Below are 24,581 nucleotides of genomic sequence, written 5' to 3' on the forward strand. Positions count from 1 at the left end.
GATGCGATCGTGTCGGGCCCAGCATGGCGGAGATCGCCGAGGCCTGACATACGCCCTGGTATGTGACGTGCGTCAAAGAATTGTGGGTCACTTGTGTGAGCGCGGTGGCGAAGTATCGCAGGCGGATCGCCGAATTGGGTGGTTTTGCGAAAGCGCGTTGCGCAAGCGATGCCGACCGATGTTGGTCATCGGGTCCCGCCATGCGGGATAATGGCTGGGAAGGAATGTGTTCGATGCCGGTGACGTGTGCCCACCCAAGGGGCTGTCGGCTGACGATGAGCTGGTTTCAGGAAGGGGAACGAGCATGGCGGCCATGAAGCCGCGGACGGGCGACGGCCCGCTCGAGGTGACCAAGGAGGGGCGGGGCATCGTCATGCGCGTTCCGCTCGAAGGCGGCGGTCGGCTTGTCGTCGAGCTGACTCCGGACGAGGCCGACGCACTGGGCGACGCCCTCAAGAAGGTCGTCGGCTGACGCGAAGAGCGCCCTCACTTTCTGCACTGCCCCGGCACGGTACGACCGTGCCGGGGCAGAGTTGTGAATCAGCCGCTCAGCCGCTCAGCCGCTCAGCCGCTCAGCCGCTCAGCCGCTCAGCCGCTCAGCCGCTCAGCCGCTCGGTCGCCGGTCGCTGAGGTTGCTCGGTTGCTCAGCCGCTGAAGTTGCTCGGTCGCCCGGTCGCTGAGGTTGCTCGGCGGCCGCCGATCAGCCGCGGCGCACCGCGCACAGCAGCCCGTCGCCCACCGGCAGCAGCGACGGCAGCAGTTCCTGGCTCTCCCGTGCCGCCCGCAGCAGCTCGCGGATCCGCAGCACCTCGGCCGGCTGAGCCGCCGAGTCGACCGTGCGGCCGTCCGCGAAGACGCCCTCGAAGCAGACAAGACCCCCAGGTCGCAGCAGGCGCAACGATTCAGCGAGGTAGTCCAGTGACTCCAGGCGGTCGCCGTCGCAGAAAACGAGGTCGTACCCGCCGTCCGCGAGCCTGGGCAGTACGTCCAGGGCGCGGCCGGGGATGAACCGCGCCCGGTTCCCCGCGAAGCCCGCGGCGCGGAACGCCTCCCGCGCGAAGCCCTGACGCTCCGGCTCCGGGTCCACGGTCGTCAGCACCCCGTCGGGCCGCATGCCCTGCAGCAGATAGATCCCCGAGACGCCGGTGCCGGTACCGATCTCCGCCACCGCCTTGGCGTCGGCCGTCGCGGCCAGCAGTCGCAGCGCGGCGCCGGTGCCTGGCGACACCGAGGGCAGCGCTGATTCCCGGGCCCGCTCACGGGCCCAGCGCAGCGCTTCGTCCTCGGCGACAAAGGCGTCGGCGAACGCCCAGCTCGTCTGCCGGTTGGCGGTAATGACCCTCTCCTGTCCCCGTAGTTGGCGCAACGGTGACTGTATCCGCTGCGCCCGGGAACCCGCAGATGGGACCGGGCGTTATCGAGGGGCGGGGAGAAACGTGCGGGTGACCGTCGGCCGCACCCAAATTCGCGTAAAGATTCTTATCCGGAGCTAACGGGCGAGGTGGCTATGGTAGGGACTCCACTGGACTCCACCAGAGCCGATAGGGGAGGTGCGGCTGCGCCTGTGGATCGGAGAGGGGTGCTGAGGCGCCTCCTCGGATCGATGGGTGAGCCGAAATCCGTGACAGACACCGCTGACGCCCGTTCCGCCCAAACCGACTCCGTGCCCACCGCGACGTTCGCATCGGATGCGGAATCGCAGGCGTGGACGCCTCCCTCCTGGGAGGACATCGTCAGCACGCACAGCGGCCGGGTCTACCGTCTCGCCTACCGTCTGACCGGAAACCAGCACGACGCGGAGGACCTCACCCAGGAGGTCTTCGTCCGCGTCTTCCGCTCCCTTTCGACATACACGCCGGGGACGTTCGAGGGCTGGCTGCACCGGATCACGACGAACCTCTTCCTGGACATGGTCCGCCGCAAGCAGCGGATCCGTTTCGACGCGCTCGGCGACGACGCCGCCGAGCGGCTGCCCAGCCGTGAGCCGTCCCCGCAGCAGGTCTTCCACGACACGCACTTCGACGCCGACGTGCAGCAGGCGCTGGACACCCTGGCGCCCGAGTTCCGCGCCGCCGTGGTGCTGTGCGACATCGAGGGACTGTCGTACGAGGAGATCGCGGCCACGCTCGGCGTCAAGCTCGGCACGGTCCGCAGCCGTATTCACCGCGGCCGCTCGCATCTGCGCAAGGCCCTTCAGCACCGCTCTCCGGAGGCGCGTGCCGAGCAGCGCACCATGGCGGGCGTGGCCGGGGAGGGCGGTTCGGCGTGAGCGGTATCGGACCGACCCCCGCGGAGCAGCACCTGGGGGACCGGCTCGCTGCTCTGATCGACGGCGAGCTGAAACACGACGTGCGTGACCGGGTGCTCGCGCACCTGGCGACCTGTTCCAAATGCAAGGCCGAGGCCGACGCCCAGCGCCGGCTGAAGAGCGTGTTCGCGGCGACCGCCCCGCCGCCGCCGTCCGAAGGGTTCCTCGCCCGGCTGCAGGGCTTGCCCGGCGGGCCGCCCGGAGGGCCGCCCGCCAGCGGTGACGACGACAGAAGCGGCCCGTTCGGCGCCGGAGGGGGACGCTTCGGCGACGGCGTCTTCGGTATGACAACACCGGAGGGCTTCGGGTACGCACCCGGTCCCGGGCAGCACGGTTCCGGATTCCGCATCCACGACGTGGGGCGCCAGGAGGCCGAGCGCTCGGTGTGGCGTGGACGCAGATTCGCGCTCACGGCTGCCAGCGCGGTGTCGTTCGCGGCGATCGCCCTCGGCGGGACGCTGCCGCTCGGCGCAGGGGGCGACACCGCCGCCCGCGGTGACCAGCGGGGGAACAATGTGACGCCCCAGCGAAGCGCCTCCACGTCGGCCGCGTCGAGCGCGGACGCCGGGAGGCGCCGCGGTGGTGCGACCAGCGAGCAGACCGTGGGCGTGGTCTCGCCCGCCCTGATGCAGACGCACCCGTTCGCGGCGTCGAGCCTGCTCACGGGCGCGCCCCCGGCGTGGATACGACCCACGGGCTCGGCGTTCCAGCCGGCCACCGCGCCAGGCCCGACCGCTACGGCCACCCCGCACCCGACCCAGCTCGCGGCCCCGACCGGGCGCTGACGCCGAGCGGCGCCCGCCGCGCTGTGTGATGCCTTCCGCAAACCTGGTTGAATCCAGGGAGGGGTGCCCGGCGGGGCGCGTGGATCGGCCAGTTGCGGGGAGAGCATGGAGAACGGGAAGCAGACGGATCCCAAGCCGAAGTGGTGGAGCCGGCCTCCCCGCCACAGCGCAACGCCGGAGACGCCCCCGGCCCCCGCAGAGCACGGATCCGACGCTCCCCGGACGGACGCCGCACCGGCTGCTCCGGAGCCTGCTTCCGCCACCATCACCGACGACCGGTCCGAGTACACGCTGGCCGCGCCGGTTCCTGCGGATGCTCCGGAGGCGACGCCCGTACCTGCTCCCGCCGCCGTGGCTGCGGCACCCGCTCGTGAGCGCGCACATGCCGACCCGGTGGACGAGGCGGTGGCCGATGCCGCCCCGCCGCAGGGTGCCCGCGTACAGCCGCTGCACGAGCCCGACGAGTACCGGACGCCGCCCTACGGAGGTCCCGGGCCGTGGGCCCCGGCCCCGCCCGTACAGCGGCCCGTGGGCACTCCGGCGCACGGGACGCCCGTCCCGGCGCAGCACCACGTGAACAACGGCAACGGGTACCCTGTCCCGGCTCCGGCCCCCGCATCCATGGCCGCAGCCGCTCCTGCGCCTGTGCCGGCCCCCGCGCCTGCGCCTGCGACGCCGGTCCAGTGGGCGCAGTACGACCCCTGGAGCGCCCCCGGGACGGTCTCCCTGAGCCAGGCCGGGGAGCCGTCGAAGAAGAAGTCCCGGCGCGGCACCGCGTTCGTCGGCGCCCTGCTCTTCGCACTGCTCACCGGGGTGCTCGGTGGCGGCGTCGGCGCGTACCTGGAGCGGAACGGCGGCATCACCACGGTCGAGCTGCCCCAGACCGGCCCCGAGGACTCCGGCCGCGCCCCCGAGAGCATCGCGGGAATCGCCGCCAGCGCCCTCCCCAGTGTGGTGACGTTGCACGTCAGCGGCGGCGGTGAGCAGGGCACCGGCACCGGCTTCGTCCTCGACAAGCAGGGCCACATCCTCACCAACAACCACGTCGTCGACCCGGCCGGCAGCTCCGGCGACATCTCCGTCACCTTCAGCGGCGGCGAGACCGCCCGCGCCACGCTCGTCGGCAAGGACAGCGGCTACGACCTCGCCGTCGTCAAGGTCACCGGCGTGTCCGGGCTCAAGCCCCTGCCCCTCGGCAACTCCGACAACGTCCGTGTCGGTGACCCGGTCGTCGCCATCGGCGCCCCCTTCGACCTGCAGAACACCGTCACCGCCGGAATCATCAGCGCCAAGGAGCGTCCGATCACCGCGGGCGGCGAGAAGGGCGACGGCAGCGACATCAGCTACGTCGACGCGCTGCAGACCGACGCCCCGATAAACCCCGGCAACTCCGGCGGCCCGCTCGTCGACTCCAAGGCCCGCGTCATCGGCGTCAACAGCGCCATCCGCGCCGCCGACAGCGGCGCCGGCCCCGACGGTGGTCAGGCCGGCTCCATCGGCCTCGGCTTCGCCATCCCCATCAACCAGGGCAAGCGCGTCGCAGAGGAGCTCATCAACACCGGCAAGGCCACCCACCCCGTCATCGGCGTCAGTCTCGACATGAAGTACACGGGCGACGGCGCCCGGGTCGGCGAGAAGGGCAGGGACGGCACCCCGCCCATCACCTCCGGAGGACCCGCCGCCAAGGCCGGCATCCGTCCCGGCGACGTCATCACCAAGGTCGACGGTCAGCGGGTGCACAGCGGCGAGGAGCTCATCGTCAAGATCCGCGCGCACCGCCCCGGCGACCGGCTGGAACTGACCCTGCTCCGGGACGGCAAGGAGCAGACCAAGACGCTGACGCTCGGCTCGTCGAGCGGCTCGTGACGGACGTCGCACCGCCCCCTGCCGGGGCCCGGCAGGCCCGGGCAGGTCGCCCGCCAGGCCCTTCGGAGTGACACCCGAAGAGACACCCGAAGGTACCGCCAGGACAGATTGGCCGGGTACCGTGGAGCGGGTCGCACCGCACCCATGACCGGCGGGCACGGAGAACGCGAACACAAGGAGCAGCAGGGTGTTCAATGACATAGGCGCGCTCGAGCTCATGACGCTCGTGGTCCTCGCCGTGCTCGTCTTCGGCCCGGACAAGCTGCCGAAGGTCATCCAGGACGTTTCGCGGTTCGTGCGCAAGGTCCGGGAATTCTCCGACAACGCGAAGCACGACATTCGCAGCGAACTCGGCCCGGAATTCAAGGACTTCGAGTTCGAGGACCTCAATCCCAAGAGCTTCATCCGCAAGCAGCTCTCCGACAACGAGGATCTCAAGGAAATCCGGAGCAGCTTCGACCTGAAGAAGGAAATCAACGACGTCGCGGACGCGGTCAACGGCAAGGAACCCGAGACCTCCGTCCCGGCCGCCGTCAACGGCTCGCCCGGCGCCGCCCCCGACCTGCTCAAGAAGCGCGAAACCGTCGATCAGGGCGAGCGCCCGCCCTTCGACGCAGACGCCACCTGAGTGCCCCGGAGCGCCACCAATCCCAACGAGCCGGTGCGAGATGGCTATCCTCTCCATCTGTCCGGAAACGAGGACGCCCGCGGGGGGTGGGCCGTTCCGGACCACAGGATCGAGGAGGCGGCCGGCTAGATGGAGACGACGAGTCGGGTAGGGACGCAGAGCACGCCCAGCGCATCTGCTGCTGAGGGGGTGCCCGTGGCCCGGCGTACGGTCGACGGCTATCTGCGCGCGTCCTTCCCGTGGTACGGACTGGACGAGGCCTTCACGGGACCGCGCTGGCTGATGCAGGTCGCCACCACGGCGGACGGCACGGTGCAGCACGGTTCCATGGGTCACGGCGACGAGCCGTCGATAAAGTCCGACGCCGCGGGGGCCGAGAAGGAGCGCTTCGCGGTCGTCGTGACGGTCGGTGCGAGCCCCGTGCGGCGCACCAGCGACGGTACGGGCATGCTGGACGCGACGACGGTCGCCTCGGCGGCGTGGCTGGCCGGTTCGGGTCTGCTGGCGTACACCTGGCCCGGGCAGCTGGACCACTCGCTGCGGGACGACTGGCTGGACCAGCAGACCGAGACCGCGTTCGAGCTCGCGGACGACATGGACGGCCCGGCGTGGTCGGAGCTGTCGCTGCCGGTGGACGGGGTGCCGATGCCGTTCCACTACCGGGAGTCGGAATTCGGGTGGGTGCTGGCCGGCTCCACGGGGAGCGGGGTGCACGTGGGTGCGTACGGGCGCGGGATGAGCGCGTACGGGCTCGGGTTCTCGGTCGTGCGGGACCTCGGGGACTACGCGCTCCAGGAGCGCGGCCCGGGCGGCTGACGGGTGGGCAGAGCCTCTGCGGAAGCTCTGCCCACGGTCGGGCTCAGAACTTGTTGCGCGGGGTGATGCCCAGGCTCAGGCCCGCGAGGCCGCGCTGGCGGCCGCCGAGCTTGTCGGCGATGGCGCGCAGGGCCGAGCCCGCGGGGGAGTCGGGGTCCGTCAGGACGACCGGCTTGCCCTCGTCGCCGCCCTCGCGCAGGCGCACGTCGATCGGGATCTGACCCAGCACCGGCACCGTCGCGCCGGTCGTCCGCGTCAGGCCCTCGGCGACCCTCTGACCGCCGCCCGTGCCGAAGACGTCGACCATCTCGTCGCAGTGCGGGCACGGCAGGCCCGACATGTTCTCGACGACGCCGACGATCTTCTGGTGGGTCTGTACGGCGATGGAGCCGGCCCGCTCCGCGACCTCGGCCGCGGCCTGCTGCGGGGTGGTGACGACCAGGATCTCCGCGTTCGGCACCAGCTGGGCCACGGAGATCGCGATGTCGCCCGTGCCCGGGGGCAGGTCGAGCAGGAGGACGTCCAGGTCGCCCCAGTACACGTCCGCGAGGAACTGCTGCAGCGCGCGATGCAGCATCGGCCCGCGCCACACCACCGGCGCGTTGCCCGGGGTGAACATGCCGATCGAGATGACCTTCACACCGTTCGCCGACGGCGGCATGATCATGTTCTCGACCTGGGTCGGACGGCCGTCCGCGCCCAGCATGCGCGGCACGCTGTGGCCGTAGATGTCGGCGTCGACGACACCGACCTTCAGGCCGTCGGCCGCCATCGCGGCCGCCAGGTTCACGGTCACGGAGGACTTGCCGACGCCGCCCTTGCCGGACGCCACCGCGTAGACGCGGGTCAGCGAGCCGGGCTTGGCGAACGGAACCTCACGCTCGGCGCTGGTGCCGCGCAGCGAGGCCGTGAGTTCGCGCCGCTGCTCGTCGCTCATCACGTCCAGCGACACATCGACGCGGGAGACGCCTGCGACGCGGGAGACCGCATCCGTGACCCGCTGGGTGATGGTCTCGCGCATCGGACAGCCCGAGACGGTGAGATAGACCGTGACGGCAACGGCGCCGTCCTCCCCGATCTCCACCGATTTGACCATGCCCAGGTCGGTGATCGGTTTGTTGATCTCGGGGTCGTTCACCGTCGCCAGTGCCTCGCGCACCGAGTCTTCCGTAGCCATACGGACGATGGTACGGCGCCGGATACCACCCCGGGGACGTGCGTCAGCGGTCGCCTTCGTCACGTCGGCGTGGGGAGCCGGGCGGGAATACGGGCTCGTGTTCCCGGTTTCCCAGCTCCTTCAGCAGATCCTCGAACTCGGAGCGGATCCAGTCGCGGGTGGCGACCTCGCCGAGCCCCATCCGCAGCGCCGCGATCTCCCGCGTCAGATACTCCGTGTCCGCGATGGAGCGCTCGTTCTGCGCCCGGTCCTGTTCCATCTCGACCCGGTCGCGGTCCGCCTGGCGGTTCTGCGCGAGCAGGATCAGCGGGGCGGCGTACGAGGCCTGGAGCGACAGCATGAGCGTCAGAAAGATGAACGGGTACGGGTCGAAGCGCAGCCCGGCCGGCGCGAAGACGTTCCACAGGACCCAGGCGGCGATGGTCACGGTCATCCAGACCAGAAAGCGTCCCGTCCCCAGGAAGCGGGCGATCTTCTCGGAGAACCGCCCGAAGGCCTCGGGGTCGTACTCCGGCAGCACCTTCCGCCGCGGGGCCCGCGGCACGTCGAGCCGGTTGCGCGGCCGCGGCCCCCCACTCAGCCGTTCCCGTTCCCGTTCCCGCTCCCGTTCCCGTTCCCGTTCCTGCTCCCTGCCCTCCTTGCGGCCCTCACCGCGCTTGCTGAGCCCGTACTCACTTCCCATCGGCGGTCACCGTTCCCTCGAACTCGGCCTCGCGCCAGTCCTCCGGCAGCAGATGGTCGAGCACGTCGTCGACGGTTACCGCGCCCAGCAGCGAGCCGCTCTCGTCCACGACCGGTGCGGCGACCATGTTGTACGCGGCGAGATAGCTGGTGATCGCGGGCAGCGGGGTGTCCGGGGGGAGCGGTGGCAGATCGCTCTCGACGATCGAGGCGACCAGCGTGAACGGCGGGTCCCGCAGCAGCCGCTGGAAGTGGACGGTGCCCAGATACTTGCCCGTCGGTGTCTCGTCGGGCGGCCGGCACACGTACACCTGGGCCGCGAGCGCCGGGGAGAGTTCGTGCTGGCGCACCCGCGCCAGCGCGTCCGCGACCGTCGAGTCCGGGCGCAGCACGATCGGCTCGGTCGTCATCAGGCCGCCGGCGGTCCTCTCCTCGTACGACATCAGCCGGCGCATGTCGGCGGCGTCGTCCGGCCGCATCAGCCGGAGGAGCCGCTCCTTGTCCTCCTCCGGCAGTTCGGAGAGCAGATCGGCCGCGTCGTCCGGGTCCATCGCCTCCAGCACGTCCGCCGCCCGCTCCTCCTGCAGCTTGCCGAGGATCTCCACCTGCTCGTCCTCCGGCAGCTCCTCCAGGACATCGGCGAGGCGGTCGTCGTGGAGGGCGGCGGCGACCTCGGCGCGCCGCTTGGGGGAGAGGTGGTGCAGTGCGTTCGCGAGGTCCGCCGGGCGCAGTCGCTCGAAGGTGGCCAGCAGGCTCTCCGCGCCCTGCCCCTCCTCCTCCAGCGAGAAGCCGGTGACAGCGGACCACTCGACGGTCAGTGCCTCCCCCTTGCGGCGCAGTGCCCCGCCTTTCCCCTTCCGTACGAAGACCTTGTTGATCTCCCAGTCGCGGCGGGCGGGGAGCTGCTGGATGGCGACGTCCAGGACCGTGACCTCCTCGGCCGTCTCGACGAGCTGCACCCGCCGGTCCAGGAGGTCGCCGAGGACGAGGCGCTCGGTCGGGCGCTGCTCGAAGCGCCTCATGTTGACGACGCCGGTGGTGATGACCTGACCGGACTCGACGCCGGTCACCCGGGTCATGGGGAGGAAGATCCGGCGGCGGCTGAGCAGCTCCACGACCATGCCGAGCAGCCGCGGCGGTCGGCCGCCGACGCGGAGCATGGCGACGAGGTCGCGCACGCGCCCGACCTGTTCGCCGTTGGGGTCGAAGACCGGGACTCCGGCGAGATGCGAGACGAAGATCCGGGGGGCGCCTGCCGCCATGCTCCGCGCCTCCTCCGTACCGAGATATGCCGAAAGAAATGCCCTGAAATGCTGCTGTTCAACGGCTTCAGGCTAGCCCGTGGCGTTCCATGCCGCCCAGGAGAGCGGTCCGGACGGCTCCCCTCCAGATCGTGCTACGACCCCGGGTACGCTGCGGTCTTGCCAACCCCCACACGTACGAGAGGCAGTGCGCACGTGACCGCTCTCAACCCGGCCGCCGCGGCCTTGGCCGTCCGTCGGGCGGCGCTTCCCGTCGCACTCTGCATGGGGCTGGTTGCCGCCCTCACGGCCTGTGCCGGCGAGGACCCGGACGCGGGCACGAACGGCCTCGGCAAGCTGGAGGCGCCGGCGATCGAGGCGAAGGCGAAGGCCGCGGCGAACGCCGCGCAGGCGGTACGCCTCTCCGGGACGCTGGTCTCCAAAGGCGGTACGTACAAGCTGAACATGCGGCTCAAGAAGAGCGGCGGGATCGGCTCGGTCACCACGAAGAACTCGACCTTCGAGCTGCTGCGGGTCGAGGACGCGCTCTATCTGAAGGCCGACGCGAGCTTCTGGGCCCACGCGGACTCGGACTCCGACGGCGGCGCCTCCGAGCCGCCGAGCAAGGAGGACACGGCCGCCGCGAACAAGCTGGACGACATGTACGTGAAGGTCCCGGACGACGACCCCTCGTACAAGCAGCTGCGCGGCTTCACCGAGATGGACGTCCTGCTGGAGGGGCTCCTCGGGCTGCAGGGGAAGCTCAGCAAGGGTGACCGCGACACGATCGGCGGCATCCGCACGATCAAGGTCCTTGGCAGTGAGGGCCACGGCGGCACGCTCGACGTCTCCCTCAAGGGAACCCCGTACCCAATCCAGTTCGCCCGCGCGGGCGGCGCGGGCGTCCTGACGCTCGGCGACTGGAACGAGGACTTCGAGCTCGCGGCTCCGACGAAGGAGGAGACGGTCGACTACGGCCGCGAACTCCCGGGCACCAACAACTGACCCGCGCCGGCCCGGCGCACCGAGCCCCGGGGGCCCTGCCGCCCTGCGCGCGGTGTTCCGAGCAGCCCGGTACCGCCCGGTGGGTCCGGTACCCATCGCCATGCGCCGCAGGGCGTAGAGGGGCCTGGGGGCGGAGCCCCCGGCTTCGGGAAGGGGCGGGGTGGGGAGAAAGGCCCGCCGCAGGCGCGCGGGCCCGCGCCCCGTGCCTCGGCTGCGGGCGTCAGCCCGCTTGCCTGCGGCGCCGCCGCAGGAGGCGCGGCAGGGCCGCCGGGATCGGGTGGCGAGTGGTCGCCGTCGTGGGGAGCGGGGTGGCCGCCAGGGACCCCTGCGGATGCCGGGTGCTCGACTCGCGCGGCTCAAGCCGCAGCACCCGGCACTCCCGCGCCCAGCGCTCCGTCATCCGTTCGCCGTCCGGCGCGTTCAGCCGCTTGCCCTTCAGCTCGGCGACCGCGGCCTCCCATGCCTCCGAGCCGGGCGTCAGCTCGCTCACCGCGGCGGTCCAGGCGACCAGCCGGCCGCCCTTGTCCTTGCTGCGTACGGTCACCTCGGCGGTGGAGCCGTCCGTCAGCCCGGGCAGCGGCTGCTCACCCGGTCCGTCGCCGACGACATGTGCCGCGCCGTCGAGCCACGCGTGCCACAGGGCCCGGGACGGTCCGGTGCCCCGGACCCAGATGAGGCCGGACTTCTTGGTGGCCTCCTCGACGAGGGCAGGGCCTAGCAGCGCGTCGTTGCCGAGCTGAGCGTCGTTCATGTGCTGCAGCCTATTAGAGCCAGCCGTTGCGCTTCAGTGTGCGGTGAATGGTGAGACAGACGACGGCGATGCCGACCAGCACCATCGGGTACCCGTACCGCCAGTGCAGCTCCGGCATGTGGTCGAAGTTCATGCCGTAGACGCCGCACACCGCCGTCGGTACGGCGATGATCGCCGCCCAGGACGTGATCTTGCGCATGTCCTCGTTCTGGGCGACCGTCGCCTGCGCCAGGTTCGCCTGGAGGATCGAGTTCAGCAGTTCGTCGAAGCCGAGGACCTGCTCCTGCACCCGGGCCAGGTGGTCGGCGACATCGCGGAAGTACTTCTGGATGTCCGGATCGACGAGCCGCATCGGCCGCTCGCTCAGCAGCTGCATGGGCCGCAGCAGCGGGGTCACCGCCCGCTTGAACTCCAGCACCTCGCGCTTGAGCTGGTAGATCCGCCCGGTGTCCGTACCGCGCGTGCTGCCCTTCGACGGCGCCGAGAAGACATCGATCTCGATCTCGTCGATGTCGACCTGGACGGCGTCCGCGACCGCGATGTACCCGTCCACGACATGGTCGGCGATGGCGTGCAGCACCGCCGACGGGCCCTTGGCGAGCAGCTCCGGGTCGTCCTGCAGCCGGTGCCGGAGGTTGCGCAGCGAGCCCTGTCCGCCGTGCCGCACGGTGACGACGAAGTCGGGTCCGGTGAAGCACATCACCTCACCGGTCTCGACGACCTCGCTGGTCGCCGTCAACTCGGCGTGCTCGACGTAGTGGATGGTCTTGAAGACGGTGAAGAGCGTGTCGTCGTACCGCTCCAGCTTGGGGCGCTGGTGGGCGTGGACGGCGTCCTCCACGGCCAGCGGGTGGAGCCCGAACTCCGCGGCGATTCCCGCGAACTCCTCCTCCGTCGGCTCGTGGAGCCCGATCCACGCGAAGCCGCCGCCCTCGCGGACCCGGAGCATCGCCTCGTGCGGGGTGAGGCACGCCTCGTCCTTCACTCGTCTGCCGTCGCGGTAGACGGCGCAGTCGACGACCGCGCTGGAGGCCGAGGGGTCACGGGTGGTGTCGTACGAGCTGTACGGACCGCTGTTCTTGCGCAGCGTCGGGCGGACCGCTTCGCGCAGGTCACGGATCATCGACATGGCAGGCTCCTTCACGGAGAGGCCGTCGGCGCGCGGCGTGGCACTGCCCGGAATGGGGACGTTTCTCGATACGTCCGCAAAGCGGGCGGCACCGCGGGACACGGTGACGGCGTTCGCTACAGACAGTCAGGCAAAAACGAAGTGCTCTTCCGTCGTGCGCGGTGCCAAGGATGCGGCGGTGCGGGAAGCCCTCGGGTCCGGACGGTGCCCGTACAGGGCGGACGGTGTCAGACGGCGAGGAGTCGCGCGGAAGAGCGGTTGGTACTGCACGGTCGACTTCGATCCACCGCAGCCCCACCTCCTCCGGCCGGTCCCCCGTGGGGGATGACGTGTGGTCGGGATCCAGAGTCACACTTCAGCGTGCTGTCCCGAACAGGCGGCTCAGCCTATCAGCCGACTGAGGATCAATCCCTTTGTTTGCCCCTTCCTGACGCGATCTATGCTCGCGGGATGGGAGAAGTTCTTGCTCTGGTCGAGGCCCGGCTGCGCAGCGCGCTCGGCGAACCGGACGCGCGCGCCGGGATGACGTTTCTGGGTACGGACCGGATCGAGGTGCTCCGTTTCATCGACGGAGACGTGGTCCGGTACGCGACGCTGGGCATGTCCGCCCAGCCGATGAACGACCCCGGGGACCCGCTCGCCGATCCCGTGAAGGGACCCCGTGCGGAGCTCCTCCTGTCGGTGCGGGCCGGGCTCGCCGACACCGACAAGGTGCTGCGCCCGCTCGCGGTGCTGGCGTCGTCACCGCAGGTCGAGGGCGTGATTGTGGCACCCGGCAACTCCATGGACCTCGGTGAGCCGTTGTGGCCGCAGGCGCCGTTCTCGTCCGTCCTGGTGGCCGAGTCCGGTGGTCTGGTCGAGGACCTGGAGCTGGATCCGCCCATGGATCCGGTGCGCTTCCTGCCGCTGCTGCCGATGACGCCGAACGAGGCCGCGTGGAAGCGGGTGCACGGTGCCGGGGAGCTCCAGGGGCGGTGGCTGAAGCACGGGACGGACTTGCGCGATCCGCACCGCGCATCCGTCACCCTGACGTGACGTCAGAGCCGGCGAAGTGACGTATCTCATGGCCGAGTTGGGTCCCCGATCGGCCCGATGGCCGTTCGGCGCGGTCGACCAGCGACGCCCGCCGCGCCCCGACGACGCCCGCGCCGATCACCGCCGCGACGCCGGCGACCACGAACGGCGTGCGGATGTCGCTCCACTCCGCGATCTTCGGCGCCAGATACGGGGCCGCTGCGGCCGCGAACCAGCGGACGAAGTTGTAGCCCGCGCTCGCCACCGGTCGCGGAGCGTCCGAGACGCCGAGCGCCAGCTCCGTGAAGACGGTGTTGTTGACGCCGATGAAGGCGCCGGACAGGACCGTGCAGACGACGGCCGTCGTGCGGTCCCCGTACCCGAGCACCACCACGTCCGCCGCGAGCAGCAACAGTGAGCCGCCCAGCACCCTGAGCGAGCCGTACCGCTCCTGCAGCCGTGGCGCGACCAGCACCGAGAAGACCGCGAGGAGGACGCCCCAGGCGAAGAAGACGGCCCCCGACCGGTACGGCGACAGGCCCAGCACGAACGGGGTGAACGCCAGCACCGTGAAGAAGGCGTAGTTGTAGAAGAAGGCCGCGGCGGCCACGGACGCGAGCCCGCCGTGGCCGAGCGCCCTGAGCGGATCGAGCAGCGAGGTCTTCCGTTCGGGCTTCGGCTGCTCCTTGAGGAAGGCCGCGATGCACAGGAAGCCGATGGCCATCAGGGCGGCCGTGCCGAAGAACGGGTAGCGCCAACTGGCGTCGCCGAGCAGGGCTCCGAGCAGCGGCCCGCAGGCCATGCCGAGGCCGAGTGCCGACTCGTACAGCAGGATCGCGGCGGCTCCCTCCCTCATTCCGCCACCGCCCGGGGCCGCATCGCTTCGCGAGGCCCCTGTCGGATGGGCGGCCGCACCGACGATGACCGCGAGCGCGGTCGACACGAAGAGCGCGTTGCCCAGTCCCCAGCCCGCCCGGAAGCCGACGAGTTCGCCGACCGACCCCGACGTGCCGGAGAGCGCGGCGAAGACCACGACCAGCGCGAGTCCGGCCAGCAGTGTCCTGCGGCTGCCGATCCGGCTGGACACGAAACCGGTCACGAGCATGGTCACCGCGGTGATCAGGAAGTACGAGGTGAACAGCAGCGAGACCTGGCTCGGTGTCGCATCCAGGCCCTCGGCGATGGAGGGCAGGATCGGGTCCACGAGGCCGATGCCCATGAAGGCGACGACGGACGCCCCGGCCGTGGCCCAGACGGCCTTGGGCTGGCGCAGGATGCCGCCTCCGTCGAACGGGTCCTCTCCGCGCATGGGTGCTCCTCCGCTTCTCCGGGTGCCTGCCCGGTCAATTCGGTGTGCCATGCAAATAATAAGTTAGACAATCTAATAAATGCAAGATGCATCTAGTTCTTCCTGGTGAGGCCGGGTGAAACCGAAGTGCCGGACGGGTGATCGTCCTTGACGCGACGCCGAGCGGGTAGGACCGTTGGGCGCTATGAGGGGCGAACCCAGTTGCCCGAAGTGCGGTGGCCGGGTGAGGGCGCCCGGTCTCTTCGCCGACACGTGGCAGTGCGATGTGCACGGTTCCGTGCATCCGCTGCAGCCGGTGATTCCGCCCAGCGTCGAAGCCCTCAGCGTCGTGGTCGCCCGTGCCCAGGTGCCGGTGTGGATGCCCTGGCCGCTTCCGGTCGGCTGGCTCTTCACCGGCGTCGCGTACGCGGGTGACGACCGCAGCGGAGGCCGCGCGACCGCGGTCGCCTGCTCGGGTCCCGGACCGCTCGGCGGTGTGGGGGAGTTGCTGCTGGTCGCCGAGGAACTCGGCGTCGGCCTCGGCGCCCGCTTCGCGGGGATCGACGGGCCCGACCCGGGGCCGCACATGACCGTGGACAAGCCACCCCAGGCCAAGGTCCTCGCCGCGGGCAGGCCGACACCGCTCTGGCACGTCAACGATGCGCCGGAGGACCGCGCGGTCTTCGCGGGCGAGGCGATGGGGCTGTGGCTGTGGGCGATCGTGTGGCCCGAGTCGACCGGCCTGTTGATGTACGACGAGCTGATACTCACCGATCTGCGGGAGGCGGGCTCGGAGGTGGAGCTGCTGCCGTGCGGGGCGCTGTCGCCGCGGCTGCTTTCGTGACGAAGCGCCGGTCTCGTACGGCCGGCCGTGCGACCGGCCCGGCCGGCGCGGCAGGCGGTGGGCCGTGAGGCCGGTCGCGCGGCGCCCGCGGTCGTGAGTCGTGACGGCTTTCACGCCATGCCGTGGTCCGGGAGATGTTCGATTCCCCGTTAGGATTGAGTGTCCCCCTGCCCGCCCCGAGTCCTGGAGTCATGCGTCGTGCGCATCGATCTGCACACCCACTCCACGGCATCGGACGGTACGGACACCCCGGCCGAGCTGGTCCGCAACGCCGCGGCCGCCGGGCTCGACGTCGTCGCGCTGACCGACCACGACACCGTCGGCGGCCACGCCGAGGCGATCGCCGCGCTCCCCGAAGGCCTCACCCTCGTCACCGGCGCCGAACTCTCGTGCCGCACCGAGGGTGTGGGCCTCCACATGCTGGCCTACCTGTTCGACCCCGACGAGCCCGAACTGGCGCGCGAGCGCGAACTCGTACGGGACGACCGGGTGCCGCGCGCCCAGGGCATGGTCGCCAAGCTCCGGGAGCTGGGTGTGCCGATCACCTGGGAGCAGGTGGCCCGGATAGCCGGTGAAGGTGCCGTCGGCCGCCCGCACGTCGCGACCGCGCTCGTCGAACTCGGCGTCGTTCCCGATGTCTCCGCCGCCTTCACGCCCGACTGGCTCGCGAACGGCGGGCGCGCATACGTCGAGAAGCACGAGCTCGACCCGTTCGAGGCCGTCCGCCTGGTCAAGGCGGCCGGCGGCGTCACCGTCTTCGCCCATCCGCTTGCGGTCACGCGTGGCGAGGTCGTTCCCGAGGACACCATCGCGCGGCTGGCCGCGGCAGGTCTCGACGGCATCGAGGTCGACCACATGGACCACGACGAGCCCACGCGGGCCCGGCTGCGCGGACTTGCCGCCGACCTCGGCCTGCTGGCCACCGGCTCCAGCGACTACCACGGCAGCCGCAAGACCTGCCGGCTCGGCGACTTCACGACCGACCCGGAGATCTACGGCGAGATCACGCGCCGTGCGACCGGCGCGTTCCCGGTCCCGGGCACGGGCGGAACATCCGGCCGCTGACAGCGGCCCCCTCGCGCGGGCTCCCTGGGCTGCCCGTGCGCGGGTCTCTGCGCCCTCGCGCCCTTCGGCGCTCTGCTGCGCCCCGGCGCCATCCAGTACCCCGACACCCCGACATCACCCCGCAAGGCAGCACTGTGTTCGACGTCGCCGTTTTCGGCTCCCTGTTCCTCACCCTCTTCGTGATCATGGATCCTCCCGGGATCACCCCGATCTTCCTCGCTCTCACCTCCGGCCGCCCCGCGAAGGTCCGGCGGCGGATGGCCTGGCAGGCGGTCGCGGTGGCCTTCGGTGTCATCACCGTCTTCGGCATCCTGGGCCAGCAGATCCTCGCGTACCTCCATGTCTCCGTCCCCGCCCTGATGATCGCGGGCGGTCTGCTCCTGCTGCTCATCGCGCTCGACCTGCTGACCGGCAAGACCGACGAGCCCAAGCAGACGAAGGACGTCAATGTCGCGCTCGTCCCGCTCGGCATGCCGCTGCTGGCCGGGCCCGGTGCGATCGTCTCGGTGATCCTCGCGGTGCAGCACGCGGACGGGGCCGGGCAGCAGATCTCGGTGTGGGCGGCGATCGTCGCGATGCACGTCGTGCTCTGGCTGACGTTGCGGTACTCGCTGCTGATCATCCGGGTCATCAAGGACGGCGGTGTCGTCCTGGTGACGAGGCTCGCGGGCATGATGCTGTCGGCGATCGCCGTGCAGCAGATCATCAACGGTGTCACCCAGGTGATCCAGGGCTCCTGAGGAGTCCTGGCTTCGTCCCGGCAGGGTCCGGGCAGAACATCGCCCCGTACGGAAGCTTCCGTACGGGGCGAACTGCTGTCAGGCTGCCGACCGGACCGCTGCCAGGTGTTACGAGGCGCAGGTGTCGGCGGGCCGGATGTAGATACGCTGGCCGATCGCGGCGGCCTGCTGGACCATCCGGTTGACGGAGGCAGCGTCCACAACGGTGCTGTCCACGGCGGTGCCGTCGACGTCGTCGAGTCGCATGATCTCGAAGCGCATAAAGGCTTCTCCCTTCTGTCCGTCTGTGTTCCATTGGCTTCAACGGGATGCAGAGTGCAAACATTCCCTACGCTAAAGAAATTTTTCGGATGGCTAACTACTGGCAGGTATCGCCGGGCCTGCTCACAATGGGTTCCAAATGAACGACGATGAGCTCACCAGCATCAGCGCCCGCCTTGAGCGCACCAACGAGCTGCTCAAGCGCATGCTCGCCGAGGTCGCGAAGACCCCGTCCACGCATGCCATCTTCGTCGACGCCGGTTACGTCTATGCTGCGGCCGGGTTGCTTGTGACGGGAACCGAGGACCGGCGCAACTTCGATCTCGACGCCGAGGGGCTCATCGAGGCATTCATCGACAAGGCCCGCACGATCTTCGCGGACAGCCGGCTGCTGCGCGTCTACTGGTACGACGGCGCCAGGCGCCGTATCCACACGTCCGAGCAGCAGTCCATAGCCGAGCTCCCCGACGTCAAGGTCCGGCTCGGCAACCTCAACGCGAACAACCAGCAGAAGGGGGTCGACTCCCTCATCCGTTCCGACCTGGAGTCGCTCGCCCGTCACCGGGCGATCAGCGACGCCGCACTCGTCGGCGGCGACGAGGACCTGGTCTCCGCCGTCGAGGCCGCCCAGGGGTACGGGGCGCGGGTGCATCTGTGGGGGATCGAGGCGGCCGACGGCCGCAACCAGGCGGAGCCGCTGCTCTGGGAGGTCGACAGCCAGCGCACCTTCGACCTCGACTTCTGCCGGCCGTACGTCACCCGGCGACCCGTCACCACGTACGAGGACGACACGCCTCCGCCGTCCCGCGAGGACGTCCGCTTCGTCGGCGCGCAGATCGCGGCGACCTGGCTCGCCGAGCGCGGGAGGGCTCCGATGGCCGAGCTGCTGCCCGGGCATCCGTATCTGCCGGGCCCGGTCGACCAGGATCTGCTCATCGAGGCGGAGAAGCTGCTGCAGCACTCACTGCGTGGATACGCGCACCTGCGGCGCGCCCTGCGCGACGGGTTCTGGCAGCACCTCCAGGGTCAGTACTGACGCCAGAAGGCGATGAGCGCGTCGGCCGTCCCCGCCGGCCGGTCCGTGTTGGGCGAATGCTCCGCGCCCGCGATCACCGTGCGATGCGCGCCGAGCCGTACCGCCATGTCGTCGAGCTCCGGTACGGGCCAGGTGTCGTCGCGCTTGCCCGACACGACGAGCTTGGGGATCGGTATGGCGGCGAGTTCGTCGACGCGGTCCGGCTCCACGGTCAATTGGCCTCCTGTGGCGAGGAGTTGGGACGGGTTGTGCCGCAGCCAGCGCCGCCGCAGATCCTCACCGTCGGTCTCGGCCTCCTCCGGAGGATCCATTGCGCGCATCGCCTCCCAGACCTCGGCCATGCTCATGGTGACGAGGGCGTCGCTCAACAGCTTGACCTTGCTGCGCTGGCCCGGGGTGATCCGGGCGGGCCCCGACGAGATCAGGGTGAGCGTGACGAACGGCCGCGCATCGGTGAGCACCGCGGCGCGGGCGATCTGTCCGCCGAGCGAGTGCCCGACGAGATGCACGGGTCCGCCGACCGCGTCGGCCTGCGCGAGCACGTCGCGCGCCAACTCCTCCTGGGCGTACGCCTCCTGTGACTCGGGACCGTCGCTCTCGTACTGCCCGCGGCCGTCGACCGCGACGGCCCGGTATCCGGCGGCGGTCAGCGGCTCCAGCATCGCGATGAAGTCCTCCTTGCTCCCGGTGTAGCCCGGCAGGAGCATCGCGGTGCCCTTCACCTCCCGCCCTGCGCCCGGCAGGGCGTCCAGCACGGCGAAAGCGCCGCGCGAGGTCTCGAGCATCCGGGCACGGGCGCAGACGGGGGGCACGAAGGTGGGCGGCCGACTCATGCGGACGAGGTTACCGACCCCGAAGTCCCGTCCAGTGCCTCGGGCCGCCCAGCGCGCCTGTGCCGGGCACGGGCAGGCGGGCGTCCGCGGCGGAACAGCCGAAACAGGACATGGCACCGCCGCCCTTCCCGGCGGCATCGGCTGCGGCTCCGCCACGCGGGACAGAGCCCCGGGCCGCCCGGGACCGAGGGATGGTGACACGGTGCCGGATGTGCGCGAGGGCCCGCACCTCGGGGTGCGGGCCCTCGTGGGGCAGGCGGAGCCGACGGTCGATCAGGCTTCCGGCTGGGTCGCGGCCTTCGAGCGCGTGCGGCGGCGGCGCGGCTTGGCGGGCTCCTCCGCGACGGCCGCCTCGACCGGAGTGGCCTCCGCGGCGGGCGCGGCGGCCGCGGAGCGCGTGCGGCGGCGACGCGGCGTGGCGGGCTCGTCCGCGGTCGGCTCGGCAGCAGGGGCCTCCACGGCGACGGGAGCCTCGGCCACAACTGCACCCGCACCCGCACCCACACGGGTGCGGCGGCGACGGCGCGGCGTGCGCGGGGCGTCGTCGGGCTCGGCGGGCTCGGCGGGTTCCACGGCCTCGGCCGGCGTCGCCGGTGCCGCCTCGTCCAGCTGCGTCCCGCCGCGCGTACGGCGCCGCTGGCGCGGCGTGCGCGTACGAGCCGGAGGCTCCTCCGTCTTCGTACGCGACCCGGAACGCGACCCGCGGCCGCCCGTCTCGCCGAGGTCCTCCAGCTCCTCCGCCTCGAGACCGGCGCGGGTGCGCTCGGCGCGCGGGAGGACGCCCTTCGTCCCGGCGGGGATGCCGAGCTCCTCGAAGAGGTGCTGCGACGTGGAGTATGTCTCGACCGGGTCGTTGAAGTTCAGGTCCAGCGCCTTGTTGATGAGCTGCCAGCGCGGGATGTCGTCCCAGTCGACCAGTGTCACGGCCGTGCCGGACGCGCCCGCGCGGCCGGTGCGGCCGATCCGGTGGAGGTACGTCTTCTCGTCCTCCGGCGACTGGTAGTTGATGACATGCGTGACGCCCTCGACGTCGATGCCGCGCGCGGCGACGTCGGTGCACACCAGCACATCGACCTTGCCGTTGCGGAACGCACGCAGCGCCTGCTCGCGCGCGCCCTGGCCCAGGTCGCCGTGGACGGCGCCGGACGCGAAGCCGCGCCGGGCGAGCTGGTCCGCGATGTCCGCCGCCGTGCGCTTCGTACGGCAGAAGATCATCGCAAGACCGCGGCCGTCGGCCTGCAGAATGCGCGAGACCATCTCCGGCTTGTCCATGGAGTGCGCGCGGTAGACGCGCTGTGTGATGTTCGCGACCGTCGCGCCCTGGTCGTCCGGCGCGGTCGCGCGGATGTGCGTGGGCTGCGACATGTAGCGGCGCGCGAGACCGATGACCGCGCCCGGCATGGTCGCCGAGAACAACATGGTCTGGCGCTTGGCCGGCAGCAGCTGGATGATCTTCTCGACGTCGGGCAGGAAGCCCAGGTCGAGCATCTCATCGGCCTCGTCGAGGACGAGCGCACGTACGTGCGACAGGTCGAGCTTCCGCTGGCCCGCCAGGTCGAGGAGGCGTCCGGGCGTGCCGACGATGACGTCGACACCCTTCTTGAGCGCCTCGACCTGCGGCTCGTACGCACGGCCGCCGTAGATCGCGAGAACGCGGACGTTACGCACCTTGCCGGCCGTCAGCAGGTCATTGGTGACCTGCGTGCACAGCTCGCGGGTGGGAACGACGACGAGCGCCTGCGGGGCGTCGGTAAGCTGCTCGGGCTTGGCCCGGCCCGCCTCGACGTCCGCGGGGACGGTGACGCGCTCCAGCAGCGGAAGGCCGAAACCGAGGGTCTTGCCTGTGCCGGTCTTGGCCTGGCCGATGACGTCCGTGCCCGCGAGCGCGACAGGGAGCGTCATTTCCTGGATGGGAAAGGGGTTGATGATGCCGACGGCCTCAAGGGCCTCGGCGGTCTCGGGAAGGATCCCGAGCTCTCGGAAAGTCATGGCCTGGGTAGTCAGGGTGTTGCCTCTTCTGTGAGACGCGGCGCGAGGCGAACGCTGGGGGTCCAACCGCTCCTGGGAACCGGACCGGCCGTGGGTTGGCCGGAAGGCGCGGGACCACTGCCGTCGCTCGAGCGCTCGTGCCGCTGAGGGGTCCCTCGTGTGGCGAAATGCGCACAGAGGGCTGTCGGGTCGGAGCCGATCGGGCCACCGACCGGGCATCCTCATTCAGACGCCCGCCGAGATATCCGGCAGGCTTAATACCACTGTACCCCGGAATCGCGCATGTGTGTTGGGCGAATTCCTGCGAACCGTGTCGCGGCGGGTGCTGACCAGGGCCTTCCGCCGCCGGGGCGGCGGGCTATTGTGCGCTTCATGGAGACGCCTGACAACGCCATCGCACCGGCGAACGACACCGCCGAAGAACCCACCGGGATCGCCGCCCAGGACTGGGCCGCGGCCTCCGCCGACCACCAGTACCGCGCTGCGGTCGTGGATCTTCTGGGCGCCCTCGCGTACGGCGAACTGGCGGCCTTCGAGCGGCTCGCCGAGGACGCGAAGCTCGCACCGTCGCTCGCCGACAAGGCGGAGCTGGCGAAGATGGCCTCCGCCGAGTTCCACCACTTCGAGCAGCTGCGGGACCGGCTCGCCGCGATCGACGTCGAGCCGACCACGGCGATGGAGCCGTTCGCGGCGGCGCTGGACGAGTTCCACCGCCTGACCGCGCCGTCGGACTGGCTGGAGGGCCTGGTCAAGGCGTACGTCGGCGACTCGATCGCCAGTGACTTCTACCGCGAGGTCGCGGTCCGGCTGGATTCGGACACCCGCAAGCTGGTGCTGGCGGTGCTCGACGACACCGGCCACGGCAACTTCGCGGTCGAGAAGGTGCGCGCCGCGATCGAGGCGGACCCGCGGGTCGGCGGACGGCTCGCGCTGTGGGCGCGCCGGCTGATGGGCGAGGCGCTGTCGCAGGCGCAGCGGGTCGTCGCGGAGCGGGACGCGCTCTCCACGATGCTCGTCGGCGGGGTCGCGGACGGCTTCGACCTGGCGGCCGTCGGCGAGATGTTCGCCCGGATCACGAAGGCGCACACCAAGCGGATGGCCGCGCTGGGACTCGCGTCCTGAGCCGTGCCTGCTCGCGTGGGTGTGTCCGTACGCAGATGACGAGGGAGGGGCCCGTGTCAGGCCGCGGCTGATCGCCGCAGTCGGCGGGCCCTCGGACGGATCAGCAGCGACAGCGTGACGCCCCCGACGAACAGCGCCCCCAGCAGGGTGCCGAGGAGATAACCGGGCCCCAGCGCCGAGTGCGTCAGATAAGCCCCGAAGAGAGCGCCGAGCGTACCGGTGACATACACCACGCGCGGTGCGGGGAGCCGGTCCGGAAGCCGCCGCACAGCTGCCCAGGAGAGAGCGATTCCGAGCAGCAGGGAGCCGAGAGCTTCCAGGATCACCACGGATCACCTCACGGACGCCGGGCGGGCGGATCGGGTCGTAGCCCGTCCTACCCGAAGCCGCCGGAACGCAATCCTCCACGTTCCCGGCAGAGACGCGGAGACGGACTCGGATACAGACACGGAGACGGACACGCGCAGGTACACGAGGAAGGGCCCGGCGGGAAACCCCGCCGGGCCCTTCCTCGCGTCGAAGCGCGACTGAAGAGACTAGAGCGCGCCGAAGCCGACGCGGCGCGTGGCCGGCTCGCCGATCTCGATGTACGCGATCCGGTCGGCCGGTACGAGCACCTTGCGGCCCTTGTCGTCCGTCAGGCTGAGCACCTGCGACTTGCCGCCCAGCGCGTCGGCCACTGCCTGCTCGACCTCCTCGGCGGTCTGGGCGCTCTCCAGAACGATCTCCCGGGGCGCGTGCTGCACGCCGATCTTGACCTCCACGGCTATGTCCCTCCGAACGGTCAGCGATGCGCGGTCAGCCGCGCCGTACGCTGCACACATTAGCCCGGTGAGGGGACGTGCCACGGCCCAGCCGTGCACGCCCGCAGCGAACACCGTCCGCGCCCGTGGCGAACAGGCGCCGAACGGGGCCGCTCAGTGGCCTTCGCTGCCGTGCAGCGGGAACCCGGCGATACCCCGCCACGCCAGCGACGTCAGCAGCTGCACCGCCGTGTCCCGCGGGATCGCCGACCCGCTCGACAGCCAGTACCGCGCCACCACCTGCGAGACCCCGCCGAGCCCCACGGCCAGGAGCATGGACTCGTCCTGGGACAGCCCGGTGTCCTCGGCGATGACGTCCGAGATCGCCTCAGCGCACTGCAGCTCCACCCGCTCCACGCGCTCGCGCACGGCCGGCTCGTTCGTCAGGTCCGACTCGAAGACCAGGCGGAAGGCGCCGCCCTCGTCCTCCACGTACGCGAAGTAGGCGTCCATCGTGGCCGCGACGCGCTGCTTGTTGTCCGTCGTCGACGCCAGCGCACCCCGCACGGCCTGCAGCAGCGCCTCGCAGTGCTGGTCCAGCAGCGCCAGATAGAGCTCCAGCTTCCCGGGGAAGTGCTGGTACAGGACCGGCTTGCTGACCCCGGCCCGCTCAGCGATGTCGTCCATCGCGGCCGAGTGGTAGCCCTGGGCGACGAAGACCGCCTGGGCCGCGCCCAGCAACTGGTTGCGTCGGGCGCGGCGCGGCAGGCGCGTGCCTCGCGGGCGCGCCGCCTCTGTCTGCTCGATGGCTGTCACGCCGCCTCCCACGTTCGATGTCACATGCACAGTGTCCTGTGCCGCGGTCCGTGCCCCGCGGTCGCCATCGTACTTTTGGGTAACCGTGGTGTGCGCGGTGCGAGCGCAGAATTTCACGTACCGGACGACCGCGGTAGCCGGGGGTGCTCGGTAAACCGAACAATTCAGCGGTAGTCGTCCTCGTCGAGTGCGACCACGCGCGCCTGTTCCGCGGTATCCGCCTCGTTGGCCTCGTTCGAGCCGATCCGCTTCAGCGGCTCGTCCTTCCGCTGCTGCAGCTCCGTGTGCTGCTCGGCGGCATCGGCCTCGGGGACCTCCTGATCGAGATCCGCGAGTTCATCGAGGTCGTCGACAGCAATACCTTGGCCCTGATCGTCTTCCGAGAAGGTTTCCGGGTCCGTCGGATCGACAGCCATCTGGATCCCTTTCCTGTGCTTTCCGTG

Annotated in this window: 27 protein-coding genes; 13 read left to right on the top strand and 14 right to left on the bottom strand. The window is 70.7% G+C overall.

Annotated features, from left to right (window positions below; all coding sequences use genetic code 11):
• Window positions 1–304: 304 nt before the first annotated feature.
• A complete protein-coding gene (locus tag ABT078_RS11385; RefSeq protein WP_003966491.1) occupies window positions 305–472 on the top strand; it encodes a DUF3117 domain-containing protein in 168 nt (55 codons plus the stop codon).
• Window positions 473–700: 228 nt separating this feature from the next.
• Here ABT078_RS11385 and ABT078_RS11390 read toward each other — a convergent pair whose 3' ends face one another.
• Entirely contained in the window at window positions 701–1,366 is a 666-nt protein-coding gene (locus ABT078_RS11390) for an O-methyltransferase (protein WP_351226300.1), read from the bottom strand.
• A 141-nt stretch (window positions 1,367–1,507) separates the two neighbouring features.
• Between ABT078_RS11390 and sigE the strand changes: the two genes are divergently transcribed.
• From sigE to ABT078_RS11415, 5 genes are all read left to right on the top strand, one after another.
• Window positions 1,508–2,269 (top strand): RNA polymerase sigma factor SigE, encoded by a 762-nt coding sequence (gene sigE / locus ABT078_RS11395; RefSeq protein WP_351226302.1) that lies wholly within the window; start codon window positions 1,508–1,510, stop codon window positions 2,267–2,269.
• Window positions 2,266–3,093: an anti-sigma factor family protein gene (locus tag ABT078_RS11400; protein WP_351226304.1), complete on the top strand. Its 828-nt coding sequence runs from the start codon at window positions 2,266–2,268 to the stop codon at window positions 3,091–3,093. Before sigE ends, ABT078_RS11400 begins: the two co-directional genes overlap by 4 nt.
• A 105-nt stretch (window positions 3,094–3,198) precedes the next feature.
• On the top strand, window positions 3,199–4,959 hold the full coding sequence (locus tag ABT078_RS11405) for a S1C family serine protease (protein ID WP_351226306.1): 1,761 nt from the start codon (window positions 3,199–3,201) through the stop codon (window positions 4,957–4,959).
• A 187-nt stretch (window positions 4,960–5,146) separates the two neighbouring features.
• Window positions 5,147–5,587, top strand: coding sequence for a sec-independent translocase (locus ABT078_RS11410; protein ID WP_351226308.1), 441 nt, complete (start codon window positions 5,147–5,149; stop codon window positions 5,585–5,587).
• 129 nt (window positions 5,588–5,716) lie between these two features.
• Entirely contained in the window at window positions 5,717–6,403 is a 687-nt protein-coding gene (locus ABT078_RS11415) for a hypothetical protein (protein WP_351226310.1), read from the top strand.
• 43 nt (window positions 6,404–6,446) lie between these two features.
• Here ABT078_RS11415 and ABT078_RS11420 read toward each other — a convergent pair whose 3' ends face one another.
• Genes ABT078_RS11420 through ABT078_RS11430 form a run of 3 tightly spaced genes read right to left on the bottom strand, consistent with a single transcriptional unit; the run spans window position 6,447 to window position 9,523 of the window.
• Window positions 6,447–7,580: an Mrp/NBP35 family ATP-binding protein gene (locus ABT078_RS11420; RefSeq protein WP_351226312.1), complete on the bottom strand. Its 1,134-nt coding sequence runs from the start codon at window positions 7,578–7,580 to the stop codon at window positions 6,447–6,449.
• Window positions 7,581–7,623: 43 nt separating this feature from the next.
• Window positions 7,624–8,262, bottom strand: a complete 639-nt coding sequence (locus ABT078_RS11425; RefSeq protein ID WP_351226314.1) for a DUF1003 domain-containing protein — start codon at window positions 8,260–8,262, stop codon at window positions 7,624–7,626.
• Entirely contained in the window at window positions 8,252–9,523 is a 1,272-nt protein-coding gene (locus tag ABT078_RS11430; protein ID WP_351226316.1) for a magnesium transporter MgtE N-terminal domain-containing protein, read from the bottom strand. Before ABT078_RS11430 ends, ABT078_RS11425 begins: the two co-directional genes overlap by 11 nt.
• Before the next feature lie 195 nt (window positions 9,524–9,718).
• On the opposite strand from ABT078_RS11430, the gene ABT078_RS11435 reads away from it, so the two are divergent.
• On the top strand, window positions 9,719–10,507 hold the full coding sequence (locus ABT078_RS11435; protein ID WP_351226318.1) for a hypothetical protein: 789 nt from the start codon (window positions 9,719–9,721) through the stop codon (window positions 10,505–10,507).
• A gap of 220 nt (window positions 10,508–10,727) precedes the next feature.
• Here the strand turns inward: ABT078_RS11435 and ABT078_RS11440 are convergent, their stop codons facing one another.
• Together ABT078_RS11440 and ABT078_RS11445 are read right to left on the bottom strand one after the other, a co-directional pair.
• Window positions 10,728–11,258 carry a hypothetical protein gene (locus ABT078_RS11440; RefSeq protein ID WP_351226320.1) on the bottom strand — a complete coding sequence of 177 codons (531 nt, stop codon included), beginning with the start codon at window positions 11,256–11,258 and terminating at the stop codon, window positions 10,728–10,730.
• 13 nt (window positions 11,259–11,271) lie between these two features.
• Window positions 11,272–12,387 (bottom strand): magnesium and cobalt transport protein CorA, encoded by a 1,116-nt coding sequence (locus ABT078_RS11445; protein ID WP_351226322.1) that lies wholly within the window; start codon window positions 12,385–12,387, stop codon window positions 11,272–11,274.
• A gap of 450 nt (window positions 12,388–12,837) precedes the next feature.
• Between ABT078_RS11445 and ABT078_RS11450 the strand changes: the two genes are divergently transcribed.
• Window positions 12,838–13,422, top strand: coding sequence for a suppressor of fused domain protein (locus ABT078_RS11450; protein ID WP_351226324.1), 585 nt, complete (start codon window positions 12,838–12,840; stop codon window positions 13,420–13,422).
• On the opposite strand, the gene ABT078_RS11455 is transcribed toward ABT078_RS11450, so the two are convergent.
• On the bottom strand, window positions 13,409–14,710 hold the full coding sequence (locus ABT078_RS11455; RefSeq protein ID WP_351226326.1) for an MFS transporter: 1,302 nt from the start codon (window positions 14,708–14,710) through the stop codon (window positions 13,409–13,411). The two genes, ABT078_RS11450 and ABT078_RS11455, sit on opposite strands and share 14 nt — an antisense overlap.
• A gap of 184 nt (window positions 14,711–14,894) precedes the next feature.
• Here ABT078_RS11455 and ABT078_RS11460 point away from each other — a divergent pair, with 184 nt between their 5' ends.
• From ABT078_RS11460 to ABT078_RS11470, 3 genes are all read left to right on the top strand, one after another.
• A complete protein-coding gene (locus ABT078_RS11460) occupies window positions 14,895–15,533 on the top strand; it encodes a DUF6758 family protein (RefSeq protein ID WP_351226328.1) in 639 nt (212 codons plus the stop codon).
• Between the two features lie 198 nt (window positions 15,534–15,731).
• Window positions 15,732–16,598: a PHP domain-containing protein gene (locus ABT078_RS11465; protein ID WP_351226330.1), complete on the top strand. Its 867-nt coding sequence runs from the start codon at window positions 15,732–15,734 to the stop codon at window positions 16,596–16,598.
• 134 nt (window positions 16,599–16,732) lie between these two features.
• Window positions 16,733–17,338, top strand: coding sequence for a MarC family protein (locus ABT078_RS11470; protein WP_351226332.1), 606 nt, complete (start codon window positions 16,733–16,735; stop codon window positions 17,336–17,338).
• Between the two features lie 108 nt (window positions 17,339–17,446).
• Here ABT078_RS11470 and ABT078_RS11475 read toward each other — a convergent pair whose 3' ends face one another.
• Window positions 17,447–17,599, bottom strand: a complete 153-nt coding sequence (locus ABT078_RS11475; RefSeq protein ID WP_351226334.1) for a DUF8834 family protein — start codon at window positions 17,597–17,599, stop codon at window positions 17,447–17,449.
• A gap of 139 nt (window positions 17,600–17,738) precedes the next feature.
• On the opposite strand from ABT078_RS11475, the gene ABT078_RS11480 reads away from it, so the two are divergent.
• Complete coding sequence (locus ABT078_RS11480; protein WP_351226335.1) at window positions 17,739–18,635, top strand: NYN domain-containing protein; 897 nt, start codon at window positions 17,739–17,741, stop codon at window positions 18,633–18,635.
• Here the strand turns inward: ABT078_RS11480 and ABT078_RS11485 are convergent.
• Window positions 18,626–19,468: an alpha/beta fold hydrolase gene (locus ABT078_RS11485; RefSeq protein WP_351226337.1), complete on the bottom strand. Its 843-nt coding sequence runs from the start codon at window positions 19,466–19,468 to the stop codon at window positions 18,626–18,628. The two genes, ABT078_RS11480 and ABT078_RS11485, sit on opposite strands and share 10 nt — an antisense overlap.
• Before the next feature lie 273 nt (window positions 19,469–19,741).
• The gene (locus tag ABT078_RS11490; protein WP_502981206.1) at window positions 19,742–21,370 is read right to left on the bottom strand and encodes a DEAD/DEAH box helicase; all 1,629 of its coding nucleotides are present in this window, start codon (window positions 21,368–21,370) and stop codon (window positions 19,742–19,744) included.
• A 459-nt stretch (window positions 21,371–21,829) separates the two neighbouring features.
• Here ABT078_RS11490 and ABT078_RS11495 point away from each other — a divergent pair, with 459 nt between their 5' ends.
• The gene (locus ABT078_RS11495) at window positions 21,830–22,579 is read left to right on the top strand and encodes a ferritin-like fold-containing protein (protein ID WP_351226341.1); all 750 of its coding nucleotides are present in this window, start codon (window positions 21,830–21,832) and stop codon (window positions 22,577–22,579) included.
• Between the two features lie 56 nt (window positions 22,580–22,635).
• Here ABT078_RS11495 and ABT078_RS11500 read toward each other — a convergent pair whose 3' ends face one another.
• The 4 genes from ABT078_RS11500 to ABT078_RS11515 form a co-directional block, all read right to left on the bottom strand.
• On the bottom strand, window positions 22,636–22,905 hold the full coding sequence (locus tag ABT078_RS11500) for a hypothetical protein (RefSeq protein ID WP_351226343.1): 270 nt from the start codon (window positions 22,903–22,905) through the stop codon (window positions 22,636–22,638).
• Between the two features lie 210 nt (window positions 22,906–23,115).
• The gene (locus tag ABT078_RS11505; protein ID WP_351226345.1) at window positions 23,116–23,343 is read right to left on the bottom strand and encodes a DUF3107 domain-containing protein; all 228 of its coding nucleotides are present in this window, start codon (window positions 23,341–23,343) and stop codon (window positions 23,116–23,118) included.
• A gap of 153 nt (window positions 23,344–23,496) precedes the next feature.
• Window positions 23,497–24,138 carry a TetR/AcrR family transcriptional regulator gene (locus ABT078_RS11510; protein ID WP_351226347.1) on the bottom strand — a complete coding sequence of 214 codons (642 nt, stop codon included), beginning with the start codon at window positions 24,136–24,138 and terminating at the stop codon, window positions 23,497–23,499.
• Window positions 24,139–24,302: 164 nt separating this feature from the next.
• Window positions 24,303–24,554 carry an Rv3202a family protein gene (locus tag ABT078_RS11515; protein ID WP_351226349.1) on the bottom strand — a complete coding sequence of 84 codons (252 nt, stop codon included), beginning with the start codon at window positions 24,552–24,554 and terminating at the stop codon, window positions 24,303–24,305.
• Between the last annotated feature and the right edge of the window lie 27 nt (window positions 24,555–24,581).

This window comes from Streptomyces sp. NPDC002133 (assembly GCF_040296405.1).
Taxonomy (GTDB): Bacteria; Actinomycetota; Actinomycetes; order Streptomycetales; family Streptomycetaceae; genus Streptomyces.

What these genes read in the sequence shown, in the direction of transcription:
- ABT078_RS11385 (WP_003966491.1), top strand. Translation starts at nt 305, where the DNA reads ATGGCGGCCATGAAGCCGCGGACGGGCGACGGCCCGCTCGAGGTGACC.
- sigE (WP_351226302.1), top strand. Translation starts at nt 1,508, where the DNA reads ATGGTAGGGACTCCACTGGACTCCACCAGAGCCGATAGGGGAGGTGCG.
- ABT078_RS11405 (WP_351226306.1), top strand. Translation starts at nt 3,199, where the DNA reads ATGGAGAACGGGAAGCAGACGGATCCCAAGCCGAAGTGGTGGAGCCGG.
- ABT078_RS11415 (WP_351226310.1), top strand. Translation starts at nt 5,717, where the DNA reads ATGGAGACGACGAGTCGGGTAGGGACGCAGAGCACGCCCAGCGCATCT.
- ABT078_RS11420 (WP_351226312.1), bottom strand. Translation starts at nt 7,580, where the DNA reads ATGGCTACGGAAGACTCGGTGCGCGAGGCACTGGCGACGGTGAACGAC.
- ABT078_RS11425 (WP_351226314.1), bottom strand. Translation starts at nt 8,262, where the DNA reads ATGGGAAGTGAGTACGGGCTCAGCAAGCGCGGTGAGGGCCGCAAGGAG.
- ABT078_RS11430 (WP_351226316.1), bottom strand. Translation starts at nt 9,523, where the DNA reads ATGGCGGCAGGCGCCCCCCGGATCTTCGTCTCGCATCTCGCCGGAGTC.
- ABT078_RS11440 (WP_351226320.1), bottom strand. Translation starts at nt 11,258, where the DNA reads ATGAACGACGCTCAGCTCGGCAACGACGCGCTGCTAGGCCCTGCCCTC.
- ABT078_RS11445 (WP_351226322.1), bottom strand. Translation starts at nt 12,387, where the DNA reads ATGTCGATGATCCGTGACCTGCGCGAAGCGGTCCGCCCGACGCTGCGC.
- ABT078_RS11450 (WP_351226324.1), top strand. Translation starts at nt 12,838, where the DNA reads ATGGGAGAAGTTCTTGCTCTGGTCGAGGCCCGGCTGCGCAGCGCGCTC.
- ABT078_RS11455 (WP_351226326.1), bottom strand. Translation starts at nt 14,710, where the DNA reads ATGCGCGGAGAGGACCCGTTCGACGGAGGCGGCATCCTGCGCCAGCCC.
- ABT078_RS11460 (WP_351226328.1), top strand. Translation starts at nt 14,895, where the DNA reads ATGAGGGGCGAACCCAGTTGCCCGAAGTGCGGTGGCCGGGTGAGGGCG.
- ABT078_RS11475 (WP_351226334.1), bottom strand. Translation starts at nt 17,599, where the DNA reads ATGCGCTTCGAGATCATGCGACTCGACGACGTCGACGGCACCGCCGTG.
- ABT078_RS11480 (WP_351226335.1), top strand. Translation starts at nt 17,739, where the DNA reads ATGAACGACGATGAGCTCACCAGCATCAGCGCCCGCCTTGAGCGCACC.
- ABT078_RS11485 (WP_351226337.1), bottom strand. Translation starts at nt 19,468, where the DNA reads ATGAGTCGGCCGCCCACCTTCGTGCCCCCCGTCTGCGCCCGTGCCCGG.
- ABT078_RS11490 (WP_502981206.1), bottom strand. Translation starts at nt 21,370, where the DNA reads ATGACGCTCCCTGTCGCGCTCGCGGGCACGGACGTCATCGGCCAGGCC.
- ABT078_RS11495 (WP_351226341.1), top strand. Translation starts at nt 21,830, where the DNA reads ATGGAGACGCCTGACAACGCCATCGCACCGGCGAACGACACCGCCGAA.
- ABT078_RS11515 (WP_351226349.1), bottom strand. Translation starts at nt 24,554, where the DNA reads ATGGCTGTCGATCCGACGGACCCGGAAACCTTCTCGGAAGACGATCAG.